General features: G+C 58.0%; 1 protein-coding gene. It reads right to left on the bottom strand.

The window, feature by feature from the left end; genetic code table 11:
• The coding region (locus P5540_19830) for a lamin tail domain-containing protein (GenBank protein ID HRT67064.1) at positions 1-2,139 on the bottom strand (2,139 nt) is incomplete at both ends.

Here is a 2,139-nt window from a genome sequence, read left to right as displayed (position 1 = left end):
AAGCATAGTGCGGGGGGCGTTGGTGTGGACGGTGCGGTCGGCGATAAATCCGCCGGGGGATTCTTCATCGGCTTCGGCCACGCCCGCAAGGGTGGCGTTCACGCCGAAGATTTGAAGGGGAATATTCGTCACACAGTCGGAGAGGCCGACAACGGAAAATGATGCCTCGCCCACTCCACAGCCGTCGCCTTCGAGATAGATGGTCTGAGGCAGTTGGGCATTGGTAAAGACCGTTTCGCTCAAGACGATGGGCATGCCGCCGGTGGGTGTCCAAAAGGCTACTGCTCCGGTGAGCTCAAGTTGCATCAGGCCGTTCCAGTCGGCGGGCAAGGTCTGTTTCAATAGCAAAGGCTCCCGCGCGGCGTCAGGATGCAAGGTGCGATTCGCCAAGGGGGCAACCGTGCCAATGTCGGCCTTTAAGACGGTGGCGGTCACGCGGTCGGAAAGAGGGATGCCTGTGGCTTCGACCTCAATCCAGGCATCCCGCATGCTCTCGCTGTGGGTAAGGCCTTCGACCTCCATCGCCGGGATGTAGTCGCCCTCGTAGAACTGGGTGCCGGAGTCAAGAACGTTGCCGTCCAAGTCGTAGATGCGCAGCCGGACAGTGTCGTAGGTCAAGACAATGTTGCTGGCGTAACCCCAGGTGTTTTCTGGCCCGGCGATACTCAAGGGGCGCCGCAGAGCATCCGGATGGGCGCTTTTATCGGCCAGCAGGAAGCCGACGCTTTCCTCCGAGGCCTCGGGAACGCCCGCATCAATATCCAGAATGGCCGGGGCGTTGCGCAAAACGATGTCCGCTCCATATTCCGAGGGGTTTTCGTTTTCCCAAGTGGTCCGTCCGTCAATAATCTTAAACATAAAATTGGTTTTGCCGTTTGGCGTGATGCAGTACACGCGGTTGGTATAAGGAAACTCATCGGGATTGAGCCATTGATAGGAAGCGGTACAGGAAACACTGAACTTCTCAATCACATGACCGCCCTCGATAACCCGGACCATGATGGGCGGGCAATTGGTCCGCGCCTTTATATGATAGATAAGGATGGTGCCGTAGCCGATGTCATCCTCATCAATAGTGCCATTCGCAATATCCCCGTTTTTCAGCCACAGATACGGCCGCGGGTCCACGTCGTCAGCATCGAAAGGATTGGTGAGATTGTCCACTTCGACAGCGTTGGGAATGCCGTCGCCGTCGCTGTCTTCATCGCCGTCGGGCATGCCATTACCGTTGCTGTCAGGGGAAAGTGGATTCAGCCCGCCCGCCAGTTCCCATCCATCGGGAATCCCGTCGTTGTCGCAATCGGAATCGAGCGGGTCAGTGCCGCTGGTCACTTCGTCGGCGTCATTGCCACACGGCGGATAGTTCGCGTCCCATGGGAAGGCGTCTCCGTCGGTGTCCACGTTGTTCGGGTCGGTACCCAGCGCCGTTTCCGCGGCATCGCTCAAGCCGTCAAAATCGCTATCCACCTCGTCAATGCGCGTACCGCCTTCAAGTGGGAAAAGCCCTCCCGCGATTTCTGCAGCGTTGGAAAGTCCATCGCCATCCAAATCCAGATAATCGCCTTGCGTGTGGGGAATCCACGAAGCCGCGGAAACATTTTTCCAGTCGCCCGCATGGTCCGTGTCATAGCCGATCCATGTCCGTCGAATGACCCAATTCGTCCGAGGCCGCAAAATGGGCAACTGCTCGCCGAAGCCGTCAAGAGAGAATCCATATTCGTTGGTAAAGCCGTAGAACAAAGCATCCGCCACATGGAAAACAGGCTCGGGCTTTACCAGGCGGATGCCAAAAAGCCCCGCCGGCGTGAAGGAACTGTTAGGCATGTAGAGCTTGGCCTGAAAATCCCCGTTGGTTCCGTTGCCGATTACCATGAAGTCCCCGGGGCCCAAAACCGTTCCAGGCGGGAATGTAAAAACATTCGTCCAGCCCGATGGTCTTGCCGTTTGCAATCGGAACCCTGCCAGCGATTTCGCGTGCTGCCCCACGTTGAACAACTCAACCCACTCCCGGCCCACTTCGCTTCCCGGCGGCGGCGGAATCGGCAACGCCGCATTGATAACAATCCCGAAAAAGTCTCCGTCATCCAGCGGATCGGTGCCCAAGGCGATTTCCCGACCGTCCGAGTGACCGTCGCCGTC

It is taken from the genome of Candidatus Hydrogenedentota bacterium, from assembly GCA_035450225.1.
In the GTDB taxonomy this organism is placed as follows: domain Bacteria; phylum Hydrogenedentota; class Hydrogenedentia; order Hydrogenedentales; family SLHB01; genus DSVR01.
Note: the sequence above shows the minus strand (reverse complement) of the source record. Positions and strands in the feature narration are given on the sequence as shown.